Here is a 22,191-nt window from a genome sequence, read left to right as displayed (position 1 = left end):
CATTGGGTTCTGCCTGGAGAAACGCGGCGACTGGATTGGGGCCGCTTCGCGCCCCAGCGCAGGGCAAGCCTGCTCACTACAAAAAGCGAACCCACCATACAAAGCCTGCTCACCACAAAAAGCAAACGCACCACACAACGCCAGCTCACCAAAAAAAGTCTGCGCTCCCCAACCAGCACGGCGCGCAAACCGCGTAGTTATTTCTTCTTCTTTTTATCGTGCTTGTCGGACTTGGCGAACGCTTCTTCTAAAGCAAGGTTAATCGTGCGAAGCACCTTGACCCGCGCCCAGCGCTTGTCATTGGCCTCCACCAGGGTCCAGGGCGAGATTTCGGTGCTGGTACGGTCAACCATATCGCCCACCGCCGCGCGGTAGTCGTCCCATTTGTCGCGGTTGCGCCAGTCGTCTTCGGTGATTTTGAAGCGTTTGAAAGGGATTTCCTCACGGGCCTGAAAGCGTTCCAGCTGCGTGTCCTTGTCAATCGCCAGCCAGAACTTGACCACGATCACGCCCGCATCACGCAGTTGTTCTTCAAAATCATTGATCTCGCCATAGGCGCGCATCCAGTCCGCCGCAGAGCAGAAACCTTCGACTCGCTCCACCAGCACGCGGCCGTACCACGAGCGGTCGAACACGGTGAACATGCCGCGCGCCGGGATCTTCTGCCAGAACCGCCATAGGTACGGTTGGGCGCGTTCGTCCTCACTGGGCGCGGCAATCGGCACGATATGGTATTGGCGTGGGTCCAGCGCCGCTGCAACCCGGCGAATCGCGCCGCCCTTGCCCGCCGCATCATTGCCTTCGAACACCGTGATCAAGGCGTGCTTGCGCATGCGTTTGTCACGCATCAGGCCGGAGAAGCGCGCCTGTTCGGTGATCAGTTGTTCTTCGTAATCGTCCTTGTCCAGATGCTGGCTCAAGTCGAGGCTGTCGAGCAGCCCCTTCTTGTCCACCGACGGTATCAGCGGCGCGGGGTTCATGCCGCTGGCCTTGCCTTTGGGCAGTTTCAACGCGGTTTGCATGCCTTCGAGCAGTAGCTTGCCCACGGTGAGGCTGCGGTAATTGCTGTCGACACCTTCGATCACATGCCACGGCGCGTAGTCGCGACTGGTGCGACGCAGCACCCGCTCGCCAAAGTGCACGAACTTGTCGTAGGTCTGTGATTGCTGCCAGTCCAGCGGGCTGATGCGCCAACTGTGCAGTGGGTCGTCGGCCAAGGCCTTTAGCCGCGCCTTCATCTGTTTCTTGGAAAGGTGAAACCAGAATTTGAAGATCAGCGCACCTTCATCACAGAGCATTTTTTCCAGGCGCTCGGCACCGGCGATGGCCTGATCGAGACGCGCGTCCTTGATCTGCCCATGTACGCGGCCTTGCAGCATCTGGCTGTACCAGTTGCCGAAAAAGACACCCATGCGGCCCTTGGCGGGCAACTGCCGCCAGTACCGCCAGGCCGGCGGGCGGGCCAGTTCCTCATCGGTTTGCTGATCGAAGGTACGGACTTCGATCAGGCGCGGGTCCATCCACTCATTGAGCAGCTTGACGGTCTCGCCTTTGCCAGCACCTTCGACGCCATTAATCAGGATGATCACCGGGAAGCGCTTTTGCTGTTGCAGCTCGTACTGCACTTCCAACAACGCTTCACGCAGGGCCGGTACTTCGGCGTCGTAGGTGTCTTTGTCGACGGCGTGACCAATTTCTGCGGATTCGAACATGGGCAACTCCCTTCCAAGATCAATCAAGACTAGCGGATTGGGCTGCACCACGGGCAAGCAATTGAATAGCGCTTGCCATGGATCAATCAGCAACCCTGCCGGCTAGTCTTCAGGTAGATGGCAGATATCCAGGTCCTGATACTTCATCATCTGCTGGGTCAGCCGCTCCATCACCTCGTTGATCGCCTGCCTGCGCGGCGCGCGCAGGCCTTCCATTTGTGCCAGGTATTCACCATCGGTGAGGTTCTGACTGTTCTCGAAGAGCACCTGCTGTTGACTGTCAAACGGCTCGGCAGCGCGCCTGAACGTCTCGGGAAACTGCTGTTTGAGATGGGCCTTCCAGAACGAGAGTTGGGCAATAAACCGCAAAAATACCGGCGACAGCTCGGCAATGAGGACTTGCTCATGCGCCCGCTCCAGGTTCTCGCTGGTCAAGTCAGCCAATGACCCGTAGCGCATGTGTTTGGGTTGCCCCGGCAACTGCAGGATCTTCGCCAAACCGACCCGATACGCCAGGCTGACCTCCAGCGGGTCTTCGCTGGCATGTTCGGCGGCGTAAGTGGCCGCAATCTTTTCCAGCTCACTGAGGCGAAACAAGCCGCGCCCCAGGGTCAGCAGCACCCCGGAGTTGCCTTGCCCACGGCCGGCCTGGCGCGTGGCGTTCGCCACGGCCTTGAGCACTTCGACCTGGCTGAAAATCTCTGTCGCGCCATCGACACAGTTCGCCGGATGGGCCACCAGTTGAAACACCTGCTCGCGTAACTCGACGCTGTCATGGGTCGCCTGCAGGACCTCCCAGACACGCCGGGTCATGTCCTCACGCACGTAACGGCTGTCGGCGGCGCCGGAGAGTTGCGCCAACAACGTCATCAGCGGCACCGATTCCGGATCGTCGCGCAGGTTGGCCCATATCGCCCGCTTGCCGGCATCGGCGGCCGCTACCTCGTCCGGCAGCCAGGTCCGCCTGGCCTTCAACTCGGTGAAACGTGACTGATCGTCCTCCACATAGCCCATGCCAATGCCCACTGCATCGCGGTAGCGAATCAGCGCCGTCATTGTCGTCGAGGACAATGGGTTGCCACCCAGATTGATCGCCTGGCTGTACCTGCGTGTCGACGCAAACAACCAGTCGGGCAATACCGTGATCCAGTTGCTGCGCAGGTCGACCTGTTCCAGATGGGCCAGGCGTGCGATCCCGACGGGCAGGTCCACCAGCCTGGCGTCCTGCAGTAACAGGGTTTGCAAATCGCGCATGTTACTCACGTCCAGATGCGCCTCGATGGGGTTGTGGCTCAGGTCCAACAAACGCAGCGTGTGCATATCAGCCAGTTTTCGCTGGGTATACGTCGTCAGCGCCAGTTGATTGTGGGGCAAGGACAAACTGTTCAGTTCGGGCATCCGCGAGAGGTATTCCGGGAGCCGGCTCAGGCGGTTGCGGTCCAGGTTGAGGCGCCGCAGCCCCTTGAAGCACTTGAGGAAATACGCCACATCATCGCCCAGACGCATGTTTTTCAGGGACAGTTGCCGAACATGGTCAAAGCGGATTTCGGGGGGCAGGTTCGGCAATGCGCCCACGCGCATGCCATCCAATGTCAGCCCCGGCACGGGCACTTGTTGATCGTCGAGGACAAAGCTCTGGCGGCGCCAGCAGGCTTCAATCCGCTCGGCCACTTGCTGGCGGCTCTCGCGGACATCCCCCATGCCCGGCTGCGCCGCCAGGTCGCCGACGTTGCTCTTCCAGTGTTTGAGGACCGTGCGCAGGCGTTCCAGGTCAGCCTGCAGACGGGCAACGGCCTTGGCTTGGGCCAGGGCATCCGTCCCCAGGCTGCGCAACAACTCTGCTGCCTGTACGTCACTGAACAGCGGATAGATTTTGCGCACCTTGCGCACCAGAGGCGAAGCGAGCGGCAGCGGGCTGGTCGGAGAGTCCGCCATGCGGCAGGAGACCTCCTGTTCCAGTGGCTCGCCAGCCTTGTCGGAAAACGCTTCGCCCGCCACCACACGCTCGCTCTGCGCGCGGGCCGCCACCCTGCGGCGCAGCCTCCATCCACCTTCGCTCGGGTTCAGCGGGAGTTCCAGGGCGCTGCGCTGGGTGTCCGAGAGCGTTTGTATAATCGCCTCGAACAGCCCGTCGGAACCGGCCTGGGTCGGCCCCATACTGACGCCGTTGGCATCGAATGGCGCAAAGCCCGCCGCCGAACTGACCACCACTCGACGTACGCTCGCGCCCTCCCTCGCGCCCAGGGCCAACAGTGACCCGGTGGGCGAATCCTGGCGCAATTCCAGTTGCAACGCGCTATCCCAACCTTCGACGCGCGCCAGCATGCGCACCGCCACACACTGGGTGTCGAGACCGGCCAACTCCGGCTGCTCGAAACCGGCCAAAGCACGATCCAGGCGCTGTGTCTCCGCGCTCAAGCGCACCGCTTCTGCCAGGGCCATTGGCACCCGCTGATTGTCGCGCAGGGCTTGACGCTCAACGGAGGACGCCTGGGCCATCAGCTCGCGCATCACGCGGGTGGGCAGTTGCGGGCAGGCCTGACGCAGCGGCGCCCACTCCTCGGGCACTGGCCCGTCGTAGGCCTGATACAACTGTTCAAACAACGGTCTTCGATCAGCCTTGAGCTGTGCGAGCAATTGACGCGCCAACGCCGCGTGCTCCTCATTGGCGGACACGCCTTCACCCAACAGTCCGACCTTTTGTTGCGTATCCAGGCCTGACAGCAACACGTCAAACACCTGCCCTTCACCCACGGCCTGCTCGCTGAGGCGCAATGCCTGAGACGCCTCAAACGGGCCGGCGGCGGGATAACGCGCCGTGACGCCACCTTGAGCATCCAGCACCTCGAAATAACGACCTTGGGGCCAACCCGGCAGCAGCGGCAACGCGTGCATTTGCGCGGTCGCACTTTGCCCATTGCGGTACCCCCCGCGTTCCAACAGCCAGACCAGGTCGCGAATCGACTGCTCCAACCGGAAACGCTCATACAGATCACGAAAGCGCGCCCCAAAGGGCAGGCATTCCTGCGCCAGGTGATACCCCCAGCGGTGGGGCTTGTCGATGATGTCGTTAACCAGCCTCAGCTTGCGCGAGTCCAATGCGGGGTGACGACTGCTCGGCTCCAGGCGGGAAAACAAATAGTCCTGGTCTTCCCACTCCTCGGGATCTTCGAATGAAAAACGCCAGGCCCCCTCACCGTTGTGCAGCATCACCGGACGATAGGCCGTTTGCCGCGTACGGTGGCTGGCCCGCCACAGTCCCTGCTGCGGCTCATAGGTCACCTGATGCAGATTGTCGCCGACTTTGACGTATGAGCGAGCGCCCACCTGGTAGAGGCCTTGCGCGTCGGCAGCCACGTCGTCGATCAGGTGATGATCGTGGGAATACTGTCCGATGTCAGGCCGCCACAACCGTGGCTGCCCATCCCTCGAACGCACCGCTTCCAACGTTTTAAAGTAACCGGCATAGCTTTGTCGGGTGCGCTTGAAGACCTTGCCCACCACCTTGGCCCCCGCGGCGAACAACACCATTGACGTGATGTCCTGCGCCACGGCCACCAACTGTCCGAGCGCCTCCTCCTTGTCGCCACGGCGCCAGTCCTCGATACCGTCGTACACCTCGCCGAGCATCTGTCCCACCGCCACGCTGGTCATCAACAGGCCCAATGCCGGGACTATAAAACCAGCAAGGTTGAGCAACGTCAGCCCGGCGTCCAGATACTCCTGCAGACGCTGTTTGCGCACCTGCTCGTCGACATCCACCACCGGGACCGCCAGGGTGCGGGCGTCGATTTGCAGTTTGCCCGCATAGGTCGCAAAAAAGTGCTGCGCCAGGCTAGTGGTGATGGCCCTGGCCTCCAAGACGCCCAAGGTACGGTGCTGGTCAAAACGGCTGAAAAAACCGACTCGGTCTATTTCGCCCAGGTAACGCGCAAAGAACGTGCGGTAGGTGCTGACTTCCAGCTTCAAGTCCAAGTAGACCTTGAAGTCGTTGAGCGATGGGTACTCAAAAAACGGTCGCCCCGGCTCATTGGGCATGTACACCACACAGGGCTCCTGCGGGTAATCGGCAATTGGCCAGCCGGAAAACACCAGCACGCTCCACAGGCAGCAATCCAGCACATTCAAGCCCTGCCAGATGACCTGGCGCCCTTGAAACAACAGGCCCCTGGCCTGCTCAGGATCCATCTTCCGATCCAGCAGTGTGCATAACAGGTCATAGGTCTCGCGGGTGATATCGCCACGCATGCAGGCAATGTGCGCGTCGATTTTCACATCCAGGGTTTTCATCCAACCGATGTCGAGCGCTACACCATTGAGGTAGGCGTCATCGCCCGGCGCGCCAGCGTCAAGGTTGAACACGTCACTGATGTGCTGCTGATACAAGCCGCCTACATCAAGGTCGCGACAGCCCTTGGCAAATGCCTGCACGGAGACGGGGATCACCCCGCGTGAGGCTGAGCCGAATTGCAGCCGCGACTGCTGTGGAAAATGCGCCTCTTGCGTCTCGTCCTCGGTAAAGTTCTGCAGGGCCATGTGCAGCAGGGTCTGCTGTTCCAGCTTGATGGTCCTGACATAATCCAGCGGCAGGACTTCTTTCTGGTATTCATAGAAGGCCCGCACGAACAGGTCCTTCTGCGGTTCAATCGTGACCTGCCAGTGCTTCTGGCAGTAAGCCTTCAATTGCGCACTGCAAAACTCATCCAGGGAGCGTAATGGGAGCAGGCGTCCGGCGACTGCGGCCCTGGCCTCATCAATCTGCGCCGCGTCCCGTTCCAGTGCCTCCAGTACACCTTTGGGCGCGTTTATCATCCAGCCCGGCAGGCGCTTTTGCAGGACCTCGGCCTTGGGCAGGTCGCTGGTGATTTCCAGCAGCGCGGCTTGCAACTGGCGCTGTGTCAATTGGGTGCATGTCTTGGTCAAATCATCCTGGTCCGGCATCTGCAATATCCCTTATTGCCCATTAATCAGTCATTCACCATACCCCGACGCAAGCCTTTGAATTTACGCAGATAGTTGATCGTTACCCGGACCAATTCGGGCATTTTTTGCATGCAAGTATCAGCGGGCTACCACCCCCGCCCAGCGCGGATCGGTCGCCACCGCCACGATCGGCTAGAATGGCCGCCTTGCCTTTGCCGAGTTGCCCATGAACCCCGTATCGCCACATGCCCAACTTGACTGGGACGACCAGGGACGCCCGCGTTCGCGGGTCTTCGACGACGTGTACTTCTCCGATCAGTCGGGCCTGGACGAAACCAGTTATGTGTTCCTTGAACAGAACCACCTGCAACAGCGCTTTGCCGCGCTTCCCGTGGGCGGACGATTGGTGATTGGCGAGACCGGCTTTGGTACCGGGTTGAATTTCCTGTGTGCCTGGCAGTTGTTTGATCAGCACGCCGTGCCCGGCGCCCGCCTGCACTTTGTCAGCGTGGAGAAGTACCCCCTGAGCCACGCCGACCTGCAACGTGCTCTGGCCCTGTGGCCAGAACTCAAGCCCTGGGCCGAGCAGTTGCTGGCGCAGTATGTCGCCATCCACCAGGGCTTCCAGCGTCTGGTGCTGGACAATGGCCGCGTCACCCTGACCCTGTTGATCGGTGATGCTCTGGAACAGCTACCGCAACTGGATGCGCAGATCGACGCGTGGTTTCTCGACGGTTTCGCCCCGGCGAAAAACCCCGACATGTGGACCGCCGAGCTGTTTGCCGAGCTGGCACGCCTGGCCGCGCCGGGCTCGACCATCAGCACCTTCACCAGCACCGGCTGGGTGCGGCGCCTGATCAACGCCGCCGGGTTCAAGATGAAGCGCACGCCGGGGATTGGCCACAAGTGGGAAATCCTGCGCGGCGAGTTCCTTGGCTGGCCAGCGGAGACACCCGCGCCGGCTGCCATCAAACCCTGGTTCGCGCGACCACCTGCATTTAACGGCGAGCGCCGCGCCCTGGTGATCGGCGGCGGCCTCGCCGGTTGCGCCAGCGCGGCCAGCCTGGCGGCGCGCGGCTGGCAGGTCAGCCTGCTGGAACGCCACGCCGGCTTGGCCGAAGAGGCATCGGGCAACCCGCAAGGCGTGCTGTACCTCAAGCTATCGGCCCACGGCACAGCGTTGTCCCAGATGATCGTCAGTGGCTTCGGGCACACCCGGCGCCTGTTGGAACAGCTGCAACGCGGGGTGGATTGGGACGGCTGCGGCGTGCTGCAACTGGCCTTCAATGCCAAGGAAGCCGAACGCCAGGCGCAATTGGCGCAGGCGTTTGCTCCGGACCTGCTGCATCTGCTGGACAAGGATCAGGCCCAGGTCCGGGCCGGCATCGCGTTGCAAACCGGCGGGCTGTTTTTCCCTGAAGGTGGCTGGGTGCATCCGCCCGCACTGTGCCAGTGGCAAGCCACACAACCGGGTGTTGAGTTGCTGACCCATCGTGACGTACTGCAACTGCGCAAAGTCGACGACCACTGGCAGGCCTGGGACGGTGAAACCCTGCTGGCCAGCGCGCCGGTGGTGGTGCTGGCGGGCGCCGCCGAGGTCACGCGGTTTGCCGCCTGTGCGGAGCTGCCACTCAAACGCATCCGCGGGCAGATCACGCGCCTGCCGCAAACCGCCGCCAGCGCAGCGCTGAGCAGCGTGGTGTGCGCCGAAGGCTACGTGGCACCGGCTCGCCTGGGCGAACATACCCTGGGCGCCAGCTTTGATTTCAAAAGCCAGGACCTCACGCCCACCGCCGCCGAGCACGCGGGCAACCTGGCGCTGCTGCACGAGATCTCCCCAGACCTGGTACAGCGCCTGCACGCCGACGCCCTCCCGGCCGAGGACCTTGAGGGTCGCGCCGCCTTCCGCTGCACCAGCCCCGACTACCTGCCGATTGTCGGCCCGCTGGCAGACAGCGCGACGTTCGCCGACACCTACGCCGCGCTGCGCAAGGACGCCCGCCACGTGCCGCAGGCGCCGTGCCCGTGGCTCGACGGCCTGTACGTCAACAGCGGCCACGGTTCGCGCGGGTTGATTACCGCACCGCTATGCGGCGAGCTGCTCGCCGCCTGGCTGCACGACGAACCGCTGCCACTGCCGCGCAGCGTGGCCGAGGCGTGTCACCCCAATCGCTTCGCGGTGCGCGCGCTGGTGCGCAGCAACGTGAACACGCCCGCGCGCTGATCGCCGCGCGCAAGCGCGTGTCATCGACGGCCGCCTGCAGCACGCGCCGGACCCTGTGCGTCATGTCTTCACGGGCATTCATGGAGTCCGCCGTGCCACCCAGCTCCGATAGCAGCTTGAACAGGCCATCCGAACCCGGTTCATCCCTAAGTCCCTGCCAGGTGGAGGTGCTGCGCGAATCGCGCGGCAAGCGCTCGTCCAGCCACAATTGGCGGGCTTTCTGCTCGTTGAGGCGGGTGATGTCGGCTTCCACTTAGCCCATGCCCACGCCCACGCTAAACCGGCGATGTCGGACAAAAGCGGTATAAAAACCCCGCTTGCTGCGCTGCGGTTTTGCGTAGGCGCCTGGCTGATGCGCGACCTACGGCCTTTTGCCTTATAACAGATTGATCTAAAACTCCGCCGATGCACCCCGGTCAGTTTCTGGGTACCCGCCATTTGTGCGCGGTGACCTTTTCTCTCCCCAACGGAAAAACCGGTAAGGAATTTATGTGCGGATTAGCTGGCGAGTTACGTTTCGATCACCAACCTGCCGACCTGGCAGCGGTGGAGCGAATCACCCATCACTTGGCGCCACGCGGCCCTGACGCGTGGGGCTTCCATGCCCAAGGGCCGATTGCCCTGGGCCATCGACGCCTGAAAATCATGGACCTGTCGGACGGCTCCGCCCAACCGATGGTCGACGCCCAATTGGGCCTGTCCCTGGCGTTCAACGGCGCGATTTATAACTTTCCGGAATTGCGTGAAGAGCTGGAAGCCCTTGGCTACGCCTTCTATTCCGGTGGTGACACCGAAGTGCTGCTCAAGGGTTACCACGCCTGGGGCGAAGCGCTGCTGCCCAAGCTCAATGGCATGTTCGCCTTCGCCATCTGGGAACGCGACGCCCAGCGCCTGTTCATCGCCCGTGACCGTCTCGGCGTAAAACCCCTGTACCTGTCGCGCACCGGTCAACGCCTGCGCTTTGCCTCAGCATTGCCGGCGCTGCTCAAGGGCGGCGATATCAACCCGATCCTCGATCCGGTAGCGCTCAATCACTACCTGAACTTCCACGCCGTGGTGCCGGCGCCGCGCACCTTGCTGGCAGGCATCGAAAAACTGCCGCCAGCGAGCTGGATGCGCATCGACGCCAATGGCAACACCGAACAGAAAACCTGGTGGACGCTGCCATACGGTCCCCATGAGGACGAGAAAAACCTCACGCTGGAAGACTGGACCGACCGCGTACTCGACAGCACCCGCGAAGCCGTGGCGATCCGTCAACGTGCTGCCGTGGATGTCGGCGTATTGCTCTCCGGCGGTGTGGATTCAAGCATGCTCGTTGGCCTGCTGCGCGAAGTCGGCGTGCAGGATCTGTCCACCTTCTCCATCGGTTTTGAAGACGCCGGTGGCGAGGCAGGCAACGAGTTCCAATACTCCGACCTGATCGCCAAGCACTACGGCACCCGTCATCACCAATTGCGCATCGCCGAAAGCGAGATCATCGATCAACTCCCGGCCGCCTTCCGCGCCATGAGTGAACCGATGGTCAGCCACGACTGTATCGCCTTCTACCTGCTGTCGCGGGAAGTGGCCAAGCATTGCAAAGTGGTGCAGAGCGGCCAGGGCGCCGACGAACTGTTCGCCGGTTACCACTGGTACCCGCATGTCGACGGCGCCAGCGACCCGTATGCCGCCTACCGCGAGGCGTTCTTCGACCGCAGCTACGACGACTATGCCGCCACCGTCGCGCCCAAATGGCTGACCGCCAACGACGCCGCCGGCGACTTCGTACGCGAACATTTCGCCATGCCCGGCGCCGATGCGGCGGTGGACAAGGCTTTGCGCCTGGACAGCACGGTGATGCTGGTGGACGACCCGGTCAAACGCGTCGACAACATGACCATGGCCTGGGGCCTCGAAGCGCGCACGCCGTTCCTGGATTACCGACTGGTGGAACTGTCGGCACGCGTCCCGGGCAAGTTCAAGTTGCCCGACGGCGGCAAGCAAGTGCTCAAGGAGGCGGCACGCCGGGTGATCCCGAGCGAAGTCATCGACCGCAAGAAAGGTTACTTCCCGGTGCCCGGCCTCAAGCATCTGCAAGGCGACACTCTCAACTGGGTGCGTGAATTGCTGCTGGACCCGAGCCAGGATCGCGGCCTGTTCAACCCGGCCATGCTTGACCGCTTGCTGACCGACCCCCAAGGCCAATTGACCCCGTTGCGCGGCTCCAAGCTGTGGCAATTGGCAGCGCTGAACCTGTGGCTCAGCGAACAAGGAATCTGATTGATGAAACCCCACGCAGCGGCTTACAGCCAACGCTTGCTGAAGGGCCAGGCGCCAACCTACGAGCGCCTGCAAGCCCGACTCGCCGAAGATGGCAGCCCGCTGGCCGCCGAGCCCATTGCCGTGCATTGCGGCTGGGGCCGGCTATTGATCGGCCATACGTTTCCGGACCCGGCGAGCCTGGCGGGGGAACTGCTCAACGAACAACCCGGCGAACGCGACATCGCGCTGTATGTGGCCGCGCCGCAGCAGATCCTCGGGATTGATCCGCAGCAGTTGTTCCTCGATCCCTCGGACACTTTGCGCCTGTGGTTCACTGACTACCGCCCCGCCACCCGGGTGTTTCGCGGCTTTCGTATTCGCCGCGTGCAGACCGAGGCCGACTGGTTGGCGGTCAACCAGTTGTACCAGTGCCGTGGCATGTTGCCGGTTGACGCCGAGCGCCTGACGCCGCGCCATCAAGGCGGCCCGGTGTACTGGCTGGCCGAGGACGAAGACAGCGGCGCAGTGATCGGCAGCGTGATGGGCCTCAACCATCAAAAGGCTTTTCACGACCCGGAAAACGGCTGCAGCCTGTGGTGCCTGGCGGTCGACCCGCAGTGCACGCGCCCCGGTGTGGGCGAGGTGTTGGTACGCCACTTGGTGGAACACTTTATGAGCCGGGGCCTGAGCTACCTCGACCTGTCGGTGCTGCACAACAACCGCCAGGCCAAGAGCCTCTATGCCAAGCTCGGGTTCCGCGCGCTGACCACGTTTGCGATCAAACGCAAGAACGGCATCAACCAGCCGCTGTTCCTCGGCCCTGGTCCGCAGGCGGGGTTCAATCCCTATGCGCGGATCATTGTCGAAGAAGCACACCGGCGCGGTATTGATGTGCAGGTGGATGACGCCGACGCCGGTTTGTTCACCCTCAGCCACGGCGGGCGGCGCGTGCGTTGTCGTGAGTCTTTGAGCGACCTGACCAGCGCGATCAGCATGACGTTGTGCCAGGACAAGAGCCTGACCCACAAGGCGCTTAAAGCCGCCGGTTTGAAGCTGCCGTCGCAACAATTAGCGGGCAGTGCTGATGACAATCTGGAATTCCTCGATGAACACCAGCGCATCGTCGTCAAGCCCCTGGATGGCGAGCAAGGCCAGGGCGTGGCGGTGGATCTGCACAGTATCGAAGAAGTGCAGCAGGCCATCGAGGCTGCGCGCCAATTTGACAGCCGCGTGCTGCTGGAAAGTTTTCATGAAGGGCTGGATTTGCGCATCCTGGTGATCGGTTTCGAGGTGGTCGCCGCCGCTATCCGCCGCCCTGCTGAAGTCACCGGTGACGGCCAGCACTCCATCGGCGCGCTGATTGAAGCGCAGAGCCGACGACGTCAAGCGGCGACCGACGGCGAGAGCAAAATCCCGCTGGACGCGGAAACCGAACGCACCCTGCACGCCGCCGGTTATGACTACAGCAGTGTCCTGCCCCGTGGCCAGACACTCGCCGTGCGCCGCACCGCCAACCTGCACACCGGCGGTTGCCTGGAAGACGTCACCGCGATCCTGCACCCGACCCTGGTCGACGCCGCCGTGCGCGCCGCCCGTGCCCTCGACATTCCCATGGTCGGTCTGGACCTGATGGTCCCCGCTGCCGATCAACCTGAGTACGTGTTTATCGAAGCCAACGAGCGGGCCGGCCTGGCCAACCATGAACCGCAACCAACGGCAGAGAAGTTTGTGGACCTATTATTTCCCCATAGCCAGCCGACGGCTCAATAACCCTGTGGTGAGCGGGCTTGCCGCGCGGGGCTGCGAACCAGCCCCAAAACCTGCCAATGAGTGTTGACTCGAAGCGCGCGTTGCCTGGACTAGGGGCTGCTTCGCAGCCCAGCGCAGGTCAAGCCCGCTCACCACAAAAAGCCCGCTCGCCACTACAGCCCCACGGGTTGCCCTTATTTCATCAGGAGTCTTTATGAGCCGAACCATCCCCGAACCGGATCTCAACTACCTGCAAAAAGTGCTGTTGGAAATGCTCGCCATTCCCAGCCCTACCGGCTTTACCGACACCATCGTGCGCTACGTCGCCGAGCGCCTCGAAGAGCTGGGTATCCCGTTTGAAATGACCCGCCGCGGCACCATCCGCGCAACCCTCAAGGGCCAGAAAAACAGCCCCGACCGTGCTGTGTCGGCGCACTTGGACACCATTGGCGCCGCCGTGCGTGCGATCAAGGACAACGGCCGCCTGACCCTGGCGCCAGTAGGCTGCTGGTCCAGCCGTTTTGCCGAAGGCAGCCGCGTCAGCCTGTTCACCGACAACGGTGTGATTCGCGGCAGCGTGTTGCCGCTGATGGCCTCCGGGCATGCGTTCAACACCGCCGTGGACGAAATGCCGGTGAGCTGGGACCACGTAGAGCTGCGCCTGGATGCTTACTGCGCAACCCGCGCCGACTGCGACTCCCTGGGGATCAGCGTCGGTGACTACGTTGCCTTTGACCCGCTGCCCGAGTTCACCGAGAGCGGGCATATCAGCGCACGCCACCTGGACGATAAAGCGGGCGTCGCCGCCCTGCTCGCCGCGCTCAAGGCCATCGTCGACAGCGGCGAGCCGTTGCTGATCGACTGCCATCCGCTGTTCACCATCACGGAAGAAACCGGCAGCGGTGCGGCGGCAGCCCTGCCGTGGGATGTGAGTGAGTTTGTCGGCATCGACATCGCCCCGGTCGCCCCCGGCCAGCACTCCAGCGAACATGCGGTGAGTGTAGCGATGCAGGATTCCGGCGGGCCGTACGACTATCACCTGTCCCGTCACCTGCTGCGCCTTGCATCGGAAAATGACCTGCCAGTGCGCCGCGATCTGTTCCGTTATTACTTCAGCGATGCACACTCGGCGGTGACGGCCGGGCACGATATCCGTACAGCGCTGCTGGCGTTTGGTTGCGACGCGACCCACGGCTACGAGCGCACCCATATCGACAGCCTGGCGGCGCTGAGCCGCTTGCTCGGCGCGTACATCCTCAGCCCGCCGGTCTTTGCCAGCGACGCGCAGCCGGCCCAGGGTTCACTGGACCGCTTCAGTCATCAAATCGAGCATGAAACGCAGATGGAGAGCGACACGCGCGTGCCGTCGGTGGACAGTCTGGTGGGCAACAAGTCCTCAGGCGAGTAACAGCCACTGCTGGCAACCCGGGTCCCGGCACAGTAGCATCGCCGGGATTCTCTATCTGAGGCTTGTATGCTGATTCCCTACGACGCTCTTGAAGTCGACACCCTGACCCGCCTGATCGAAGACTTCGTGACCCGCGACGGCACCGACAATGGCGACGACACGCCCCTGGAAACCCGCGTGCTGCGCGTGCGCCAAGCGCTGACCAAGGGCCAGGCCCTGATCGTGTTCGACCCGGAAAGCGAGCAATGCCAGTTGATGCTCAAGCACGATGTGCCCAAGCATCTGTTCGACTGAGGGTGTTCTAGGGGTTGGTGGCGGGTTGGGGTTGAGTGGCTTGGCGTTCGAGCACTTTCTGATGCACCTCGGCGCGGTGCACATTGATCCCCGCTGGTGCGGCAATGCCGAATTTCACTTGGTCGCCGTTCAGTTCCAGGATGCGCACGGTGATCTCATCACCGATGGAGATGATTTCGCCTACAGCGCGGCTTAAGACCAGCATGGCGTTTGTCCTTTTGGAGTGACAGGACCTCGACCATGCGCGCAGAAGGTTGATGCAACAATGGCGCGCAGCTAAATCAGGCAACACCTACACCAGTAGGTAATTTGCCTGACAGACCAACACCTGATTAGCCTTTAACAGCCTGTGCCTTGGCGCGCATCTTGTCGGCCATGGTAGTCATTTCGTCGTAGAGCAATTGCGGATTCTTCTGCTTCAACGCCCAGGCCATCCGGCCCTGCTCGTGGGGCAAGATCATGAATTCCCCTTCGGCGACACGCTGATAGATGTAATCGGCAATATCCGCCGCCGAGATCGGCGAACTCTCCAACAACTTGCCCACCTGGGCCTTCATCGCCGGCGTCGGCCCACGGAACGAGTCCAGCAGGTTGGTCTGGAAGAACGACGGGCATACCACATGCACGCCGACTTCCTGCTGCTTGAGCTCCACCAGCAGGCTTTCCGACAGCGCCACCACACCGGCCTTGGCTACGTTGTAGTTGCTCATGGCCGGCCCTTGCATCAGCGCCGCCATAGAGGCGATGTTGATGATGCGGCCCTTGCTCTTTTCCAGCAGCGGCAGGAACGCTTTGCAGCCTTTGACCACGCCCATCAGATTGATCGCAATCTGCCAGTCCCAATCCTCCAGGGACAGTTCGGCAAAGAAACCACCAGAGGCGACGCCAGCGTTATTGACGATCACATCGATGCCCCCCAGCTTCACTTCGCACGCCTGGGCAAACGCGGTGAGCTGGCTGTAGTCGCGCACGTCGCAACGTTGGGTAAAACCATCGCCCCCGGCCTCGCGCACGAGCTTGAGGGTTTCCTGCAAGCCTGGCTCGCTGACATCCGACAAGGCCAATTGCCAACCCTCGCGGGCCCAGCGCAGAGCGATTTCACGACCCAGGCCGGACCCGGCGCCAGTGATCATCATGCGATTTTGCATAGGAAGCTGCCTTGTGGTTCACAGAAGAAGTGATCGGCAGTGTAGCGAAGGTTTTTCCTGCACCCACGCACCATCAGATTGATGAATGCCCCAGGCAAACCGCGGGCCGGGTCGGATGCCTGCGCACAGCCTAAGTTCAATCTTTTTCAACTAGTACGACGCAGCTGCGAGCACATTAAAAGAAATAAGCGTGTTTGCAAAATGCTTTAAAAAAACACGGAATTTTATGCGAAGCGCAGGAGTCGGAGTTGTTAAGGCGTTCGTAATTAAACCTGCGGTCGTAACGTTAAATCATCAGTCCTTGCACAAGGCCTATAAGGAAATAAAACCATGAGCCTCATTCTAATCATCATCCTGATCCTGCTGCTGGTCGGTGGTCTGCCAGTCTTCCCGCACTCCCGCAACTGGGGCTATGGCCCGTCGGGTATCCTGGGTGTTGTTCTGGTTGTCCTGCTGGTGTTGTTGTTGCTCGGCCGGATATAAAAACCGCATAAAAAAAGAGGCCTGAAAAGGCCTCTTTTTTATTGCCGGTTAGTTAGTCCGGCTTGCCGTCAACTACGCCGGCGGTGTTATCCAACAGGCTCTTGGTGGCCGTCTGCAGGAAAGACTCAAGTTTCTGCTTCAACGCAGCCTCGTCCGGCGATTCAGGAATCACCTTACCGGTCGGGTTAGCGCCCAGTTCGTATTCCCACAACTTCGGTGGCATCTCCTTAGGCAGAACAAGGATGCGGTCTGCGGTGACCAAGGCCACGGTCTGGTCGCTGCCCGAAGGCTTGATCACGCCAAAGCCTTTGTCGCCTTCCGGCAGATTCAGCAGATCACGACCCCAGCATTGGTGCAGGGTGTCGCCACCGAGGCGGCCCATAATGGTCGGCACGATGTCGATCTGGGTGCCCACGGTGTGGTCACGCTCGCCGAACTTCTCCTGCATGCCCGGTGCAATCATCAGCATCGGCACGTTGAAGCGGCCCAAGTCCATCTCGGTGATCTGCTGTTCGTTGCCGAAGCCGTGGTCGCCCACGATTACAAACAGGGTTTCCTTGAAGTACGGCTCCTTGCGGGCCTTTTCAAAGAACTGGCCCAGGGCCCAGTCGGAGTAACGCATGGCCGTCAAATGCTCGTTGAGGCTGCCACGGTCAGTGACTTTCTCGACCGGCAATGGCGTCGGCAATGCGTACGGCGTGTGGTTGGACAGGGTTTGCAGCAGTGCGTAGAACGGCTTGCCGCCTTCGCGGGCTTTCAACTCTTGCAGGCCACGGTTGAACATGTCCTGGTCGGACACGCCCCACGTCGGATCAGAGAACACAGGGTCGACGAAGTCGTTGCGGCCAATGAAGTTGGTCATGCCCTGGTTGCTGAAGAAGCCCGACTGGTTGTCCCAGGCGAAGTCGCCGTTGTAGACATACACGTCGTCAAACTGACGCGCGCTGAGCAACTGCGGCAGGCCCGACAGCTTGTGGCTGCCTTCCGGTGTCTGCATCAGGTATTCAAAGCCTGGCAGGTTCGGGAAGCAGGCCATGGTGGCGAACATACCCTGGTGGGTGTGAGTGCCGTTGGAGAAGAAGCGGTCGAACAGCAGGCCTTCCTTGGACAGTTTGTCGAAGGATGGCGTGATGTTGCCCGGACGACCCAATGCGCCTACCGAGTGACCGGCGAAGCTTTCCATCAGGATGACCACGACGTTCTTGATCGGCAGGGTCTTCTCGGCTGGCGGCATGTAGTCACGGCGCACGGCGGCGGTGTCGGTATCGACCAGTTTCTCTTGGGGCAATACCAGCATGTCGCGCACGGTCTGGGTCGCCAACGGCTGATCCAGAGTGGCCTTCCAGATATTGGCGCGGTCTTCACCGAACCGAGCCTTGGCCGCCGCGATCAGCGACAAGGTGCCATTGAGGCCCAACTGGTTGGCGAAGTTGGAATCGGTGGTGTACACGTCGCCCCAGCGCAGCGGCGGGCCCTGACGCAGAGTGCCACGGGCGGCAACCACAGCGATCAGCAGGCAGACCACGAACACCGCGATGCGGCTGTACCACGGCGCGACCTGGCGGGTGCCGATACTGCCACCGCTGAATGGGCCGCGTGGGCGCGTCGCGCGATCAGCGCCTTTGAAGGCGATGCTCAGGATCAGCGTGCCTACGGCCCAGGCCAGCAGGTAGCGCACCACCGGAAAACCGTACCAGAGCATGCTCATCACGGTTTTCGGGTCTTCCTTCACGTACTGGAAAACCAGGCCGTTGAGGCGCTGGTGGAACTCGCGGTAGAAGTCCATCTCCATCAAGCCCAGGAACAGGGCGATGCTGGACGCAATGGTCAGCCAGAAACGGAAGAACCCACGCGCGGCCATGGCCCGTACGCTGAACAGTGCCAGCAGCAGCGGGATCAGCAGATACACCACCAGGCGTATGTCAAAACGCAGGCCGTTGGCGAACGCTTCCAGGAAGGTCGAGGCCGGGGTGTCGAGGATCATCTCGCGGTTGTACACCAGCAGCGCCAGGCGCAGCAGGGAGAACATCACCATCATGACCAGTGCGCAGAGCAGCGTGTATGCCAGATGGGATTTGACGGTCGGTTGCAGCAGGCGATTAGAAGCTCGCTGCTGACTCAGGGCGTCCGGGTTTGCCATGTCGTTTCAGGACCCATTGGAAGTTTAAGTGACGAAATATCGCGGTGGCGCGAATGGTGCCCGATCAATCACAGCAAGGCTATTAATTACTGAACGTGCACCGCTGCACCGCCTTTAATAGCAGGCAGAAAAAGCCGGAGAATTGTCTTGGATGGGTTGTGAAAATTCTGTACAGCGAATATTTCGATACAAAAATCACACAGGCATCCTGAAACGAAATGTGGGAGGGGACTGGCTCCCGATCGCGATGTGTCAGTGCCAGATGAGTGGCTGATACACCGCTATCGGGAGAAGCTCCCTCCCACATTTACTGTGCCCACTCCAGACGGAGTGAAGCGATTAAATCCGCACGTTACCCCGTGGCCCGGCAATCGCCCAGATGATCAGGCCCAGTACCGGCAGCAGCAGGATCAACAGGATCCACAACACCTTGGCGCCAGTGCTCGCGCCGCTTTTAAACACATTGATGATCGCCCAGATATCCAGCGCGAGGATGATCAGCCCAATCAAGCCATTAAATGTGGAACCCATGGTGTCGCTCCTAAGTGAGGGCATGCACTTGTAGGATAGTCAGCCCTGGCAGGGGTTCCGTTTTATTTCAGACGTGGACCGCCACCTTCAGCGCTTCCAGGGACGGCTCCGCCTTGATGCCGACTTCGGCGCACAGCTCAAGCACCCGAGGCAGGTCGTTGCCAAACACCAATACGGTCTGGATTTCGTCATCCAAGGGCAGGCTGAAATCAAGCAGCACATAGCCGCCATCCTCCGGGCTCAGGGCGCTCATCTGGATCTGAATGCGGTTCAGCGCGGTGAGGCCGTCAGCCTTGGCCAGTTGCTTGGGCTTGAGGTTGAACGCGACACCCGGACCGAACGAGGCGACGATCTGCGCAAACAGATCGCCATAGGTGTCGGCCTGGAACAGCACGGTCTCTGGCAGGCTGCCGACCACCACCCACTCCCCCAAAGGAATCGGGAAGGTGTCGTCGTAGTTGATGTCTGGGTTGGCTGCCAGAAATGCAGCAGGATCGGCGTAGGCCTGGGCAGCCTCATCAGCGATGCGCGCGACCTCGTCCTCGCCCATGACCCCGGCGCTGATTTTGCTGATAAGTTCGACGAGGGCGGTTTTCATGGGGCGATCCTGTAACGGGCTGGTTTTTGAGGGCGCAAAGCCTACACCAGTTTCTGCAACTGCGCCGCCGTATCCACCGCGCCCATGGTCTGGGCCGCTGCCAGCGCCGTCGCGCCCTGGGCATCTGTGGCCTTGGGGTTGGCGCCCTGACCAAGCAGGTAATCGACCATGTCAACGCGGTTGAACATCGCCGCCATCATCAGCGCGGTGCGACCGTCTGAGGACGCGGCTTCTACCGGCGTCCCACCCTCGATCAGCGCCTTGACCACCGGCAGGTTGCCCTTGAAGGCTGCACCGGCAATCGGCAGTTGGTTCTTGTCGTTCGCGATCAGTGGATCGGCCTTGAATTCCAGGAGCACTTTCACCGCCTCGGCGTGGCCGTGGTAGGCCGAGAGCATCAGCAGGGTGTCGCCATTGTGGTTGCGGAAATTGGCCGGCAAGCCTTTGGCCAACAGCGCGGCAAGCATGGCCGCGTCGCCGCGGCGGGCCACGTCGAAGACTTGCTCGGCAAATTCGGCGGCTTCGTCTTCGGTCATTTGTTTAGGCTGGTCGGACATGTGGGGCTCCTTATCTGGTACTGAATAGGCGCCAGTGTCGCGAGGGAGTTCCCACCTGTCATGGCTTTTTTGTCAAAAGCCCCCATAGCCACAATCAATAGCGGAACTGACCGCCCTGGATCTGCGCGAGCAATTGCCCGGTGACCGGCACATAGCAGTCCGAACCCGGCAGCCAGGCATACACCGGGTCATTGCCGGCCTTGTCCGGATCGAAAGCCTCCTCCTTGAGCTTGACCTTCTGGTACTTGAAGGTACCGGTGGTTTCCATCTTGACCTTGATCCGCAGGAACAATGGCACCGCATAGGCTGGCAACTGGCCGTGGGCGAATTGCAGCAGCTCGCGCATGTCCAGCGCGGCCAGGGACTCGCTTGGGGTGATGGCGACCATGCCCGCGCGCCCGTTGGTGTTCTCGATCTCAACGCCATACGCCACCACTTCGGCGATCTGGGGGTGTTGCAGCAGGACATTCTCGACCTCGGTGGTGGAGACGTTTTCACCCTTCCAGCGGTAAGTGTCCCCAAGGCGATCGACAAATTGCGCATGGCCGAAGCCGATGCTGCGCAACAAATCGCCGGTATTGAAGTAGCGATCGCCCTTTTCAAACACGTCAGTGAGCACCACCCGGCGATTTTTTTCCGGATCGGTGTAGCCGTCGAAGGGCGATTTTTCATCGATCCTCGCCAGCAACAGCCCCTGCCCGCCCGAGGGCACCTTACGCATAAAGCCATCGCTGCCGCGCAGCGGCTCGCCGCCTTCGTGGTCATAGTCCACCAGAGCCCAATGCTGCAGGCAAAAGCCGATGGTGTTGTCGAAATTCAATACGTTGGTAAAGCCGATATTGCCGTCGCTGGCCGCGTACAGCTCACAGATATGCTCAACGCCGTAGCGCGCCTTGAACTGCGCCCACACGCCAGGGCGCAGGCCGTTGCCGACCATCTTGGTGACGCGGTTATCACGGTCGTTTTCACTGGGCGGCTGGTCGAGCAGGTAACGGCACAACTCGCCGACATAACCGAGGGTGGTTGCCTTGAATCTGCGCGCATCGTCCCAGAACTGGCTGGCGCTGAACTTGCGGCGGATGGCAAAGCCTGACGCGCCGACAATTGCAGAGCCCCAGCACACGCACAATCCGGTGGCGTGGTAGAGCGGCAAGGTGCAATAGAGGACGTCATCCGGCCCCATGTCCAGGGCGATACTGCCGAAGCTGACGGCCGTCTTGGTCCAGCGGCCATGCTTCATGATCCCGGCCTTAGGCAGGCCGGTGGTGCCGGAGGTGTAGATATAGAAGCACGGGTCATTGAAGAAGACCTGCGCGGTGCTGGCCGGATTGTCCAGCGGGCACTCGGCACTGACCGCCATCAGGTCGATATAACCGTCGGGCACCTCGGTGGATTGCTGATCGGCGACGAACCAGGTTCGATCAGCCTTGATCGCGACCTGATCACGCACGGTTTCATAGGAGGCCACCAGTTCCGCACCGACAATAATGGCCACTGGGCTCACCAGGTTCAGGCTGTGCACCAGCGCCGCCTGGGTTTGCGCAGTGTTGAGCATCGCGCAGATGCCACCCAGCTTGGCCACGGCGAGCACGTTCAAAAGTAATTCGGGGCGATTTTCAACAAACAGAGCCACCACGTCACCCTTGCCGATGCCCTGGGCGTGCAGGTGATGGGCGATACGGTTGGCACGCTGGTTGGCTTCGGTATAGCTGAGCACCTGATTGCCATACAACAAAGCGTTGCCATCCGGATTGCGCAGGGTGGCTTGCTCAAAGTGCCAGCCCAATCCGCAAGGCTGCGCGGGGTCGGTGACATTGGCGGCACGCATGCCACGCACTACGCGTGGCAGGGCACGAACAATGGAGGGCACCTTACGCAACAGCTTGCCCCAGGTGATCATGTCGTTCTGCGGGTGGCTCATGGTGGAACATCCTTTTTCTTATTGTTCGTATGATCCAAAAGCACCCATATCTCCGTAAGAAGGAGGCCGAGTGCATTGAAGGAAAATACGTCAGCCCTTCTTCGACTGTACACGCGGGATTTGAAAAGTTTTGTATCCCAGCAGACGACGACTGAAAAAGGGAATTTAGCCCCGCAAAGGGAGTCTTTATGGATAGCGGCACGCCCTTCCGACCGCGCCAAGTAGCGCAAAATGCAGGATGCATGATGGCCCTTCATGC

The 22,191-nt window shown here is 61.3% G+C and carries 15 protein-coding genes and 1 pseudogene; 6 read left to right on the top strand and 10 right to left on the bottom strand.

Annotation, left to right across the window (positions count from 1 at the left end; translation table 11 throughout):
* Positions 1-197: 197 nt before the first annotated feature.
* Both pap and BW43_RS10650 read right to left on the bottom strand, forming a co-directional pair.
* On the bottom strand, positions 198-1,712 hold the full coding sequence (pap, locus tag BW43_RS10645; protein ID WP_032888070.1) for a polyphosphate:AMP phosphotransferase: 1,515 nt from the start codon (positions 1,710-1,712) through the stop codon (positions 198-200).
* Between the two features lie 102 nt (positions 1,713-1,814).
* Positions 1,815-6,653, bottom strand: coding sequence for an NEL-type E3 ubiquitin ligase domain-containing protein (locus tag BW43_RS10650; RefSeq protein WP_032888068.1), 4,839 nt, complete (start codon positions 6,651-6,653; stop codon positions 1,815-1,817).
* Positions 6,654-6,861: 208 nt separating this feature from the next.
* On the opposite strand from BW43_RS10650, the gene mnmC reads away from it, so the two are divergent.
* Entirely contained in the window at positions 6,862-8,859 is a 1,998-nt protein-coding gene (gene mnmC, locus BW43_RS10655) for a bifunctional tRNA (5-methylaminomethyl-2-thiouridine)(34)-methyltransferase MnmD/FAD-dependent 5-carboxymethylaminomethyl-2-thiouridine(34) oxidoreductase MnmC (RefSeq protein WP_032888066.1), read from the top strand.
* A gap of 31 nt (positions 8,860-8,890) precedes the next feature.
* Here the strand turns inward: mnmC and BW43_RS29610 are convergent.
* Positions 8,891-9,112: pseudogene (locus BW43_RS29610) on the bottom strand (NEL-type E3 ubiquitin ligase domain-containing protein); the annotation flags it as partial.
* 236 nt (positions 9,113-9,348) lie between these two features.
* Between BW43_RS29610 and BW43_RS10660 the strand changes: the two are divergent.
* The 4 genes from BW43_RS10660 (at position 9,349) to BW43_RS10675 (ending at position 14,554) form a co-directional block, all read left to right on the top strand.
* Positions 9,349-11,121, top strand: a complete 1,773-nt coding sequence (locus BW43_RS10660) for an N-acetylglutaminylglutamine amidotransferase (protein WP_032888064.1) — start codon at positions 9,349-9,351, stop codon at positions 11,119-11,121.
* A gap of 3 nt (positions 11,122-11,124) precedes the next feature.
* On the top strand, positions 11,125-12,873 hold the full coding sequence (gene ngg / locus BW43_RS10665) for an N-acetylglutaminylglutamine synthetase (RefSeq protein WP_032888062.1): 1,749 nt from the start codon (positions 11,125-11,127) through the stop codon (positions 12,871-12,873).
* Positions 12,874-13,066: 193 nt separating this feature from the next.
* Positions 13,067-14,260 (top strand): osmoprotectant NAGGN system M42 family peptidase, encoded by a 1,194-nt coding sequence (locus tag BW43_RS10670; RefSeq protein ID WP_032888060.1) that lies wholly within the window; start codon positions 13,067-13,069, stop codon positions 14,258-14,260.
* Between the two features lie 66 nt (positions 14,261-14,326).
* A complete protein-coding gene (locus BW43_RS10675) occupies positions 14,327-14,554 on the top strand; it encodes a YheU family protein (protein ID WP_003192759.1) in 228 nt (75 codons plus the stop codon).
* Positions 14,555-14,561: 7 nt separating this feature from the next.
* Here BW43_RS10675 and csrA read toward each other — a convergent pair whose 3' ends face one another.
* The gene (gene csrA / locus BW43_RS10680; protein WP_032888058.1) at positions 14,562-14,759 is read right to left on the bottom strand and encodes a carbon storage regulator CsrA; all 198 of its coding nucleotides are present in this window, start codon (positions 14,757-14,759) and stop codon (positions 14,562-14,564) included.
* A gap of 127 nt (positions 14,760-14,886) precedes the next feature.
* Entirely contained in the window at positions 14,887-15,702 is an 816-nt protein-coding gene (locus tag BW43_RS10685) for an SDR family oxidoreductase (RefSeq protein WP_032888057.1), read from the bottom strand.
* A gap of 330 nt (positions 15,703-16,032) precedes the next feature.
* Between BW43_RS10685 and BW43_RS28415 the strand changes: the two genes are divergently transcribed.
* The gene (locus tag BW43_RS28415; RefSeq protein ID WP_015885095.1) at positions 16,033-16,185 is read left to right on the top strand and encodes a DUF3309 family protein; all 153 of its coding nucleotides are present in this window, start codon (positions 16,033-16,035) and stop codon (positions 16,183-16,185) included.
* 52 nt (positions 16,186-16,237) lie between these two features.
* On the opposite strand, the gene BW43_RS10695 is transcribed toward BW43_RS28415, so the two are convergent.
* From BW43_RS10695 to BW43_RS10715, 5 genes are all read right to left on the bottom strand, one after another.
* Positions 16,238-18,325: an LTA synthase family protein gene (locus BW43_RS10695; RefSeq protein ID WP_032888055.1), complete on the bottom strand. Its 2,088-nt coding sequence runs from the start codon at positions 18,323-18,325 to the stop codon at positions 16,238-16,240.
* 339 nt (positions 18,326-18,664) lie between these two features.
* Complete coding sequence (locus BW43_RS10700) at positions 18,665-18,856, bottom strand: PLDc N-terminal domain-containing protein (protein WP_003172956.1); 192 nt, start codon at positions 18,854-18,856, stop codon at positions 18,665-18,667.
* A 67-nt stretch (positions 18,857-18,923) separates the two neighbouring features.
* Positions 18,924-19,454 carry a hypothetical protein gene (locus BW43_RS10705; protein ID WP_032888053.1) on the bottom strand — a complete coding sequence of 177 codons (531 nt, stop codon included), beginning with the start codon at positions 19,452-19,454 and terminating at the stop codon, positions 18,924-18,926.
* Between the two features lie 41 nt (positions 19,455-19,495).
* Positions 19,496-20,011, bottom strand: a complete 516-nt coding sequence (locus tag BW43_RS10710) for an ankyrin repeat domain-containing protein (protein ID WP_032888051.1) — start codon at positions 20,009-20,011, stop codon at positions 19,496-19,498.
* A 94-nt stretch (positions 20,012-20,105) separates the two neighbouring features.
* On the bottom strand, positions 20,106-21,932 hold the full coding sequence (locus tag BW43_RS10715; RefSeq protein WP_032888049.1) for a long-chain-acyl-CoA synthetase: 1,827 nt from the start codon (positions 21,930-21,932) through the stop codon (positions 20,106-20,108).
* Between the last annotated feature and the right edge of the window lie 259 nt (positions 21,933-22,191).

It is taken from the genome of Pseudomonas sp. RIT357 (assembly GCF_000632245.1).
GTDB classification, from domain to species: Bacteria; Pseudomonadota; Gammaproteobacteria; order Pseudomonadales; family Pseudomonadaceae; genus Aquipseudomonas; species Aquipseudomonas sivasensis.
Note: the sequence above shows the minus strand (reverse complement) of the source record. Positions and strands in the feature narration are given on the sequence as shown.

Excerpts from the sequence above, each read along its gene's own strand:
- pap (WP_032888070.1), bottom strand. The coding sequence starts at position 1,712 with ATGTTCGAATCCGCAGAAATTGGTCACGCCGTCGACAAAGACACCTAC.
- BW43_RS10650 (WP_032888068.1), bottom strand. The coding sequence starts at position 6,653 with ATGCCGGACCAGGATGATTTGACCAAGACATGCACCCAATTGACACAG.
- mnmC (WP_032888066.1), top strand. The coding sequence starts at position 6,862 with ATGAACCCCGTATCGCCACATGCCCAACTTGACTGGGACGACCAGGGA.
- BW43_RS10660 (WP_032888064.1), top strand. The coding sequence starts at position 9,349 with ATGTGCGGATTAGCTGGCGAGTTACGTTTCGATCACCAACCTGCCGAC.
- ngg (WP_032888062.1), top strand. The coding sequence starts at position 11,125 with ATGAAACCCCACGCAGCGGCTTACAGCCAACGCTTGCTGAAGGGCCAG.
- BW43_RS10670 (WP_032888060.1), top strand. The coding sequence starts at position 13,067 with ATGAGCCGAACCATCCCCGAACCGGATCTCAACTACCTGCAAAAAGTG.
- BW43_RS10675 (WP_003192759.1), top strand. The coding sequence starts at position 14,327 with ATGCTGATTCCCTACGACGCTCTTGAAGTCGACACCCTGACCCGCCTG.
- csrA (WP_032888058.1), bottom strand. The coding sequence starts at position 14,759 with ATGCTGGTCTTAAGCCGCGCTGTAGGCGAAATCATCTCCATCGGTGAT.
- BW43_RS10685 (WP_032888057.1), bottom strand. The coding sequence starts at position 15,702 with ATGCAAAATCGCATGATGATCACTGGCGCCGGGTCCGGCCTGGGTCGT.
- BW43_RS28415 (WP_015885095.1), top strand. The coding sequence starts at position 16,033 with ATGAGCCTCATTCTAATCATCATCCTGATCCTGCTGCTGGTCGGTGGT.
- BW43_RS10695 (WP_032888055.1), bottom strand. The coding sequence starts at position 18,325 with ATGGCAAACCCGGACGCCCTGAGTCAGCAGCGAGCTTCTAATCGCCTG.
- BW43_RS10700 (WP_003172956.1), bottom strand. The coding sequence starts at position 18,856 with ATGGGTTCCACATTTAATGGCTTGATTGGGCTGATCATCCTCGCGCTG.
- BW43_RS10705 (WP_032888053.1), bottom strand. The coding sequence starts at position 19,454 with ATGAAAACCGCCCTCGTCGAACTTATCAGCAAAATCAGCGCCGGGGTC.
- BW43_RS10710 (WP_032888051.1), bottom strand. The coding sequence starts at position 20,011 with ATGTCCGACCAGCCTAAACAAATGACCGAAGACGAAGCCGCCGAATTT.
- BW43_RS10715 (WP_032888049.1), bottom strand. The coding sequence starts at position 21,932 with ATGAGCCACCCGCAGAACGACATGATCACCTGGGGCAAGCTGTTGCGT.